Annotated in this window: 10 protein-coding genes; all 10 read right to left on the bottom strand. The window is 36.1% G+C overall.

The features are described from left to right. Window positions 1–206 precede the first annotated feature (206 nt). Complete coding sequence (locus ACP5S8_RS07215) at window positions 207–878, bottom strand: response regulator transcription factor (RefSeq protein ID WP_461876296.1); 672 nt, start codon at window positions 876–878, stop codon at window positions 207–209. After that, a complete protein-coding gene (locus ACP5S8_RS07210) occupies window positions 875–1,984 on the bottom strand; it encodes a LapA family protein (RefSeq protein WP_461876295.1) in 1,110 nt (369 codons plus the stop codon). The genes ACP5S8_RS07215 and ACP5S8_RS07210 overlap by 4 nt, the downstream gene beginning before the upstream one ends. Then, window positions 1,981–2,313 carry a ribosome silencing factor gene (gene rsfS / locus ACP5S8_RS07205; RefSeq protein WP_461871178.1) on the bottom strand — a complete coding sequence of 111 codons (333 nt, stop codon included), beginning with the start codon at window positions 2,311–2,313 and terminating at the stop codon, window positions 1,981–1,983. The genes ACP5S8_RS07210 and rsfS overlap by 4 nt, the downstream gene beginning before the upstream one ends. Then, a complete protein-coding gene (locus tag ACP5S8_RS07200; protein ID WP_461876294.1) occupies window positions 2,306–3,232 on the bottom strand; it encodes an outer membrane protein assembly factor BamD in 927 nt (308 codons plus the stop codon). The genes rsfS and ACP5S8_RS07200 overlap by 8 nt, the downstream gene beginning before the upstream one ends. A 111-nt stretch (window positions 3,233–3,343) precedes the next feature. Further along, window positions 3,344–4,066, bottom strand: a complete 723-nt coding sequence (locus ACP5S8_RS07195; protein ID WP_461876292.1) for a DODA-type extradiol aromatic ring-opening family dioxygenase — start codon at window positions 4,064–4,066, stop codon at window positions 3,344–3,346. Window positions 4,067–4,074: 8 nt separating this feature from the next. Further along, window positions 4,075–4,701 (bottom strand): class I SAM-dependent methyltransferase, encoded by a 627-nt coding sequence (locus ACP5S8_RS07190; RefSeq protein ID WP_461876291.1) that lies wholly within the window; start codon window positions 4,699–4,701, stop codon window positions 4,075–4,077. Beyond that, entirely contained in the window at window positions 4,688–6,013 is a 1,326-nt protein-coding gene (hemG, locus tag ACP5S8_RS07185) for a protoporphyrinogen oxidase (protein ID WP_461876289.1), read from the bottom strand. Before hemG ends, ACP5S8_RS07190 begins: the two co-directional genes overlap by 14 nt. Continuing rightward, complete coding sequence (locus tag ACP5S8_RS07180; protein ID WP_461871049.1) at window positions 6,010–6,801, bottom strand: thiazole synthase; 792 nt, start codon at window positions 6,799–6,801, stop codon at window positions 6,010–6,012. Before ACP5S8_RS07180 ends, hemG begins: the two co-directional genes overlap by 4 nt. Then, complete coding sequence (gene thiS, locus ACP5S8_RS07175; RefSeq protein WP_461871048.1) at window positions 6,802–7,008, bottom strand: sulfur carrier protein ThiS; 207 nt, start codon at window positions 7,006–7,008, stop codon at window positions 6,802–6,804. 22 nt (window positions 7,009–7,030) lie between these two features. Beyond that, window positions 7,031–7,829, bottom strand: a 799-nt coding sequence (locus ACP5S8_RS07170; protein WP_461876288.1) for a molybdopterin molybdotransferase MoeA, incomplete at its 5' end; no start/stop codon positions are given.

The raw sequence follows: 7,829 nt of genomic DNA, 5'->3' as shown, positions 1-7,829 counted from the left end.
GCATTACCAGTGTCCGGCGCTAAAGCCTCTGGTATATTTAGTTGGATAGCATCGCTTATATTTGGCACGCTAACTAAAGAAGAGGCGGTCAACAAAGCTCCCAACAACACCTTAGCGTTAAATTTTTTCATAAAAATTTCCTCTGAGTTTTTTATGGGCTAAATATAGCCTATTCCTTCAAAAATATCAGTGAGATTTATCATTATTTATTCAGTGCTAAGCATATAGCCCCTTCCTCTTACCGTGAGGATAAGCTTTGGCGGTTTGTCTTCTAATTTGTTGCGAATATTTTTTATATAAACATCTACGATGTTTGAATCGTAATCGGAGGCTATGCCCCATACTTTGTTTAGCAACACTTCTCTTCTTATGGTTTTGTTTGGATTTTGAGCCAACACTTTTAAAAGCTCAAACTCTTTTGGCGTAAGGTTTACGGCTTTCCCTTTGTAAAATACCTTAAAATCTTTCAAATCCATTGTAAGATCTTGCAACACTATCTTTTCTTCTTCGGCTTTGTTGTAACGCCTTAAAACTGTTTTTACCCTCATTATCAGTTCTTTAAAGGAAAAGGGTTTTGTGATGTAATCATCGGCTCCTGCTTCAAGGCCTTCTAACTTATCTTCTAGTTGAGATTTTGCCGTTAGCATGATTATTGGGATTTCACTTTGAAGCCTTAGCTGACGACATACTTTCACGCCGTCTATCTTTGGAATCACCACATCAAGGATTATAATATCGTAGCTGTTTGTTTTTGCTTTTTGAAGGGCTTGGAAACCATCTTTTGCTATGTCTACTTCAAAGCCTTCGTGTCTAAATCCCTTTTCTAAAGTTTCTAGCAAAAGCTCATCGTCTTCTACTATAAGAGCTTTAAGGCTCATAAACCTATATATGGCTCAAAACTAAACCAACTATCACAAGAGCACTTTGGAGAATAATCTTTAAAAGTTTCACCGCATTCTTTGCACTTCCAAAGTTTTAAGCTTTTAAAAACGATGTTAAATCCATCTTTTTGAGATTGGTCTTGGTAAGCTTTTAAAAGAAAATCCACTATCTCGCTACCAGTGAAGGCTTCTGAAAGCATCTTAATCTTTTGTGGGGCTCCTATATGTATATAAAATACTCCAAGCACATCTTTTGATACGCTTTTTTCTATGCTTGTGCTCATAAGATACACAGCTTTTTCCGGATTTGAGCACCCCACCAGTATAAGCTTATCTTGTAAATTTGCCTGCACAATGTTGTCTACTACCTTAGAAGCATCTTTTGTCTTTTCTTGAGCTAAAAGCTCAGATAAGTATAAAAACGCGGTAATCTCATTTTTTGTATCATCAAAGGCATCTTCTAGCTCGTTTAAGCGTTTTGTTTTATCTTCTGTATTTAAGGCGTTTAAACTCTTTATAGTGTTCAGTATATCTTTTTGATAGGGCTTTTCAGACCTAGGCGTTAGTTTTATAACTTGATTTTGAGTATCGTATGCTCCTTGGTAATCTTTTATATCAAAGAGTATATCTCTTTTTAGCTGAAAAGCCGGATACTTTTCTTCTAGGTTGTCTAGGTTTCTTATAGCTTCTTGAGGGTTTTCACTTCTTAGAGATTTTGCCTTTTCAAATTCGCTATACATATCTGTGTCGTAATCTGGTGTCTGTTTTAATACATTTGATAGTATAAAGTAAAGAGGTTTTATGTCTTTGATAGTATCTAAGTTTGTTTTTGGCTTTTGGTATTTTGAAAAAAATGCGGCTTTTGATGCGTTAAAAACATTTGATAGCTTTGAGCTTAGGCTTCTCTCCCTAAAAGAAAATATCAAAGTGGGTATTATAAAACCTATAAAACCAAAGCTAAGTACTAGCACAAACAAAGGTACTTTAAAAGTATATGTTAGGAAGTACACGTTTACATCGTACATGTGTTGAGCTATAAACACTACAATGAATATTATCAAAAGCCCCAAAAATAAAATTTTTAGAATATTTACAAACCTCATAAATTCACCTTCTCTGCGTTTGACCAAAGCCAATCAAGGTTGTAATACTCTCTAGCCTCTTTGGTCTGTATATGCACTATGACATCTAGCAAATCTATCAATATCCATTGGGCGTGCTCGTTTAAGCCTTCTATGTGGTCTATGGTGATGCCTCTACTTTTTAGCTCTTTTTCCAAATGCTCTGCTAAAGCTTTTGCGTGAACGCTCGAATTGGCGGTAGCTATTATAAAATAGTCGGCTATATTGGTATGCTTTCTCACATCTAAAATAGATATATCTTCTGCTTTTTTATCTTCCAAAAGAGTTTTAATGAGCTTTAGCTTATCCATTAGATTCTTTAACAAGTCTCTCCAATTTTACCACATAAGGGGTTTGCCCAAACATCTCTTTGTATTTTTCAAAATACTCTAAGCCTTCTTTTCTTGATTTTTTCGCCAAATCTTCCCATCTTTTTATCTGAAGTTTCCAGAATTTTATGCGTTTTTCTATAAATGGTTTGTCTTGGGCTTTTGCGTGACGAAGCTTGTCTTCGTCTTTTCTTAGCATATCCTTATACTTATCTTCATACCTTTTAGCCTGTTTTGGAACCAGTAAAAGATTTTTTATTAGTCTATAGTAGGTTTTTGTTTTGGATATATACTGTGTATCGTTTATTAGCATGTCTTTATAGCGTTCGGCAGCCGGATAGTAAAAACCGTAATCTTCGTAAAATTTTGCTATAAGCTCATCGTGTTTTGCTATTTTTTGTCTTGCCTTATCTATAAGCTCTCTAACTCTGGCGTCGTATGGGTTATTTGGATATTTGCTCAAGAATTCCTTTGCCAAATCTATAGCTTTGTAGGTATAGCTTTGGTCTCTGTAAGCATCTGGAGCTATTTTATAATAGCTTTTTATAAGCATGTAAGTAGCTTGAGGGGCCTCTGGAGAATTTGGATAATAATACAAAAAGCTCTCTAAATATATGATGGCATTTGTATAATCATGGTCAAGATAATAGCTTTTAGCCAGCATAAACCTAGCCCTTTCTATTTGCTCTGGTGTAAGGTTTTCTAAGTATTTTAAAGCTCTAGAGAGATTTTGTTCAGCAGAAGAGTAATCTCCGTTTGTAAAAGCTTCAGAGCCTTTAGTATATCCTTTTATAGCCCTTTGCTCCCTTTCTTTTTGTGTTACTTTAGCGCACGAGCTAACCATCAAAGAAGCTCCCAAAATCGCCATAGAAAGAGCAAACACTTTAAAGTATTTTTTCATATAGATATTATACCATCATAAAGCATTTTTTAAAAATCTAAAACTTCATATCAATACGCCTGTTTTCTTATAGTTCATATTATTTATTTTATAGCTTTTAAAAGCAAAAAACTAGTTTATACAAGCAAAACTTAAAAGAGAAAGATTGCCCATCTCAAAACCATCGTAGAGCAGTGTTGGTCTTTGACAAGCGCCTATAAAGTAAAAAAGTGGGATAAAATGCTCTATAGTAGGATGAGCAACGGCGCCGTATCTATGATGTTTAAAGTTTTTTAGGCTTTTGATGTCATGATTTAAAACAGCGTTCTTTATGAAATCAGCAAACTCGTAAGCCCATTCTTCTGTAGCATCTTTTATAAGCCTTAAGTTATGTATAGCACCGCCACTAAACACAATACTGGCATCATCTTTAAAGTGTGATAATTTTTCACCGAAGTCTATGTAAAAATTAAAATCTTTACCAACGGGTATGCTAATTTGGACTATAGGTAAAGAGGCGTCACTAAGCATATGATAAAATAAAGCCCATGCCCCATGGTCTAAGCCTCTTTCTATTTTCGTTAATTGAAGCTTAGAAGATATGTTGTCTACAATGTTTTTATCAGTAAAAGCTTTATAGTCAATAGAATAAAGCTCTTTTGGAAAGCCGTAAAAATCGTATATAATAGGGTAAGGGTTTTCGCTTATCATTGGTTCTTCTGTGAGCCAGTGCGAAGAGATTACTATTATGTATTTTGAAGATTTTAACCTTCTTTCTTGATTTTTTAACATATTTGTAAAATCGTTGTTTTTCAACAAAAGCATGGGAGACCCATGCGATATAAAATATATCATCTTAAGCTTTATAAAGCTGGTGGTATCTTTATTGGGTTGTTCATCTTTTTTTCAAGCTCTGGGTCTGGAGCCATAGCGTAAACGCCGTAACAGTATTTACCAAGATCCACCATACGACCTACTTTTATGCCAACATCTTCTAAAGCAAGTCCAAGTTCCCATTCGGAAGGTACTTCTTCTTTTGGTGGACCTTTGTCCCTATCCTCTTTTTTCCATTCTACAATACCTATTAAACCACTTGGTTTTAGGACTCTTAAAAGCTCGGATAAAAACTCACCAGGATTTGTAAGTTCATGAAAGACAAAAGCCATATAGGCAAAATCTATTGTCTTATCTGGAAGAGGTATTTTATTTTCTTCGGATTGAAGGACTACCACATTTTGAAGGCATAGCTTTTCTACCTTGTTTTTTGCATACTCCACCGCTGCCGGTTGAGAGTCTATGGCATATACTTTTCCTTCTGGGCCTACCATCTTGCTGAGGTAGGGAAGATAAAACCCAGCTCCGGTACCCACATCGAGCACTTTATAACCTGGTTTTAAACCAAACTGTTTTAGCGTTTTCTCTGGGTCGAAGAGATCTAACCTCTCTTCGTTGTCAAGACGATGCAAATGTTCTGGATTAAACTTGTGCATGAGCCACTCCTTTCTTAAGAAATGAAATTTGTTCGTTTGCTTTTTTCATAGCATACCTCAGCGAATCGTTAAAAGAATTCCCTTCAACGTAGTTTCCAGCTATAAAAACACCTTTGCTCATATTTTCTATATCCTTTACGGTGTTTATAAATCTTTCGTAACCTATGTTGTATTGAGGTATGGCTTTTTTCCATTTTTTGAAATAGTATTTTTCAAAATCTTCTATACCAAGGATTTGCTTTAACTCTTTTTTTACTTGTGAAATTATTCTTTCTTCTGGCCAATCTGCTACGTCTTTTCTTCTTTCACCGCCTACGTATATGGTTATCATGCTTTCACCTTCTTTGCATACATTAAACAAGTTGCTAGAAAACAAAGCTCCAAGCATTATGGTGTTTTCTTTTCTTGGTATTAAAAACCCAAAACCTTTAGGTAAAGTGCTTTTTACAATAGCGCTTATCACAATTACAGGCGCGTACTCTATTTCATCTAATTCAGCGGACATACTCCAAGTAAGGTTTCTAAGAAGATAAGAGGCGCTGTAAGCAGGTACCGCAAGAAGTATAGATTTTGTTTGAATTTTACCGCTTTTAGTATCTATAGTATATATATCGTCTTTTTTAGTTATCTTCAAAGCCACATTTTCCAAAGATATATCAATACCAGAAGCCATCTTTTCTAAGAATGTCAAGAGCCCGCCTTCAAAAGATGTTATCTCACCTTGAGGGCCTAAGGCTTTCTTCTTCATAGCTCCTTTTATAATAGAGCCGTATTCGTCTTCCAAAGCTTTTACCCTTCTAACAGCGTATTTGGCAGATAGCTTATCTGGGTCTCCGGCGTATATACCGCATACAAAAGGCTCCACTATTTTATCTAAAAACTCCTTACCAAGGCGCCTCGTCACAAAATCGCTTATACTTTCTTTAGGATCATCTTTTGGTGGTATAAAAGGCTCTCTTAGAAGCCTGATTTTACCGAATATGGAGAAAAAATCACCGGTTAAAAACTCTAAAGGTGTGGCTGGCATCTTTTTTAGTTTTCCATTTAGATAGACATATCTTATATTTGCATGTTCTTTTGGTGGGTGCAACGGTTTTAACTTCAATTCCTTGGTAAAAGCCATAAACTCTTCTTGTCCAAGTACAGATTGCACACCAAGCTCTACGATGCGACCATCTTCTCTTAAAGTGTGAGTAGAACCACCTATGTGTGGCTCTTTTTCTATGACAAGAGGATCAAAACCAGCTTTTTTAAGTGTATAAGCTGCTACTATACCACTAACGCCAGCACCTATTACAACAGCATCTTTCATTTAAACGGTACTCCTGTTAGAGGAGATGATGGAACTGCGTATGTTCTTTTTGGCATTCTACCTGCTAAATAAGATAATCTACCGGCTATCCACGCATGTTTCATAGCTTTTGCCATAAGTATAGGATTTTGCGCTTCCGCTAAGGCGGTATTTGTTAATACTGCATCTGCTCCAAGCTCAAAAACAATAGGAATATCAGCGGCACTTCCTATGCCAGCATCTACGATAACGGGTACGGAGACAGCCTCTTTTATAAACATAATGTTGTACTTATTTTGAACACCAAGACCAGAGCCTATTGGACTGGCAAGTGGCATCACCGCTACACAACCTATGTCTTCAAGCTTTTTAGCTGATATAGGATCATCAAATATGTACGGCAACACTTTAAACCCTTCTTTCACAAGCACTTTGGCTGCCTCTAACGTTTGCTCCATGTCTGGATATAGAGTTTTCTGGTCTCCTATTACCTCTAATTTTATCCAATCTATACCTGTAGCTTCCCTAGCTAGCATGGCTGTGTTGATAGCGTCTTTTGCCGTATAACAACCTGCAGTGTTTGGGAGTATAAGATATTTGTTAGGGTCTATGTAGTCTAAAAGGTTCTCTTTTGTCCTGTCTGTTATATTTACCCTTCTTACCGCCACCGTTATTACTTCGGCTCCTGAAGCTTCCAAAACTTCTTTGTTTTCTTGAAAGCTTTTAAACTTACCAGAACCTATGAATAGCCTAGACTTAAACTCTCTTCCAGCTATTACCAAAGGATCAAAAGACATGAGATCTTCCATTTAACCGCCTCCTACTAACTCTATAATCTCAACACAATCGCCATCTTTTACGAAGGTTTCCTGATATTTGGATTTTGGCACGATATCTTCGTTGATGGCAACAGCAAGACCCACTGGTCTTAGTTTGACTCCAAAAAACTCTATAAGCTCTAAAATGTTTATGGGCTTTTCAAAGTCAAAATATTCACCGTTTACCTTGATACGCACATTAAAAATTTAGTAAAAAAATCTATCTTATGTATGATGAAAACATTATTACATCGACAAACTCACCGGCGGGTATTTCATTGACGCCCTTTGGCACCAGTATATAACAATTGGCGCTTCTAAAAGTGGTTAGCATGTGAGAGTCTTGTTTTGGCAACGCTTCGCAAAGAAGCTCTTGCTCTAAGTTTAGAATACCTCTTAAAAACTCAAGTCTGTCCGCGGATTTTCTTTTTATTGGAGCTATAAGCTTTGCTTTTAAAAAGGGTTTTATGATATCTTTATAGCCCATCATTTTTTTGATAGCTGGTCTCACAAATATGTCGAAGTTTATAACACAAGACACTGGATTTCCTGGAAGTCCAAAAAATAGTTTATCACCTTTAGTAGCAAACATCATAGGTTTACCAGGTTTTATAGCCACTTTATGAAACTTTATATCAAATGAAGATTCTATCGCAGCTTCTTTTACAAAGTCTTTATCTCCAACGGAAGCCCCGCCAGTGGATATAATTATGTCAAACTCGTCTATCCGTTTTAAAGTGTTTTTTATTGCTTCTTTATCATCTTTTATTATGCCTAAAAACGTTGGTTTTACACCCATGCTTTCCAATAAACCCATTATACTAACATGGTTTGAGCTCCTTATCTGAGCGTTGCTAGTTTTCTCTTGTCCTATATCTAAAACTTCATCGCCGGTCACAAAAATACCAACCCTTGGAACCCTAAACACATCTAATGTCGCTATGTTGTGAGAAGCTAAAATACCAAGTTCGTAGCCTCTTAGCACTTTGCCCGATTCTAACAATAAATCACCTTTTTTG

This window comes from Hydrogenobaculum sp., from assembly GCF_049967395.1.
Lineage (GTDB): Bacteria > Aquificota > Aquificia > Aquificales > Aquificaceae > Hydrogenobaculum.
The sequence above is the reverse complement of the archived record's forward strand: the minus strand, read 5'-3'. Positions and strand labels throughout refer to the sequence as shown.

Excerpts from the sequence above, each read along its gene's own strand:
- ACP5S8_RS07215 (WP_461876296.1), bottom strand. The coding sequence starts at position 878 with ATGAGCCTTAAAGCTCTTATAGTAGAAGACGATGAGCTTTTGCTAGAA.
- ACP5S8_RS07210 (WP_461876295.1), bottom strand. The coding sequence starts at position 1,984 with ATGAGGTTTGTAAATATTCTAAAAATTTTATTTTTGGGGCTTTTGATA.
- rsfS (WP_461871178.1), bottom strand. The coding sequence starts at position 2,313 with ATGGATAAGCTAAAGCTCATTAAAACTCTTTTGGAAGATAAAAAAGCA.
- ACP5S8_RS07200 (WP_461876294.1), bottom strand. The coding sequence starts at position 3,232 with ATGAAAAAATACTTTAAAGTGTTTGCTCTTTCTATGGCGATTTTGGGA.
- ACP5S8_RS07195 (WP_461876292.1), bottom strand. The coding sequence starts at position 4,066 with ATGATATATTTTATATCGCATGGGTCTCCCATGCTTTTGTTGAAAAAC.
- ACP5S8_RS07190 (WP_461876291.1), bottom strand. The coding sequence starts at position 4,701 with ATGCACAAGTTTAATCCAGAACATTTGCATCGTCTTGACAACGAAGAG.
- hemG (WP_461876289.1), bottom strand. The coding sequence starts at position 6,013 with ATGAAAGATGCTGTTGTAATAGGTGCTGGCGTTAGTGGTATAGTAGCA.
- ACP5S8_RS07180 (WP_461871049.1), bottom strand. The coding sequence starts at position 6,801 with ATGGAAGATCTCATGTCTTTTGATCCTTTGGTAATAGCTGGAAGAGAG.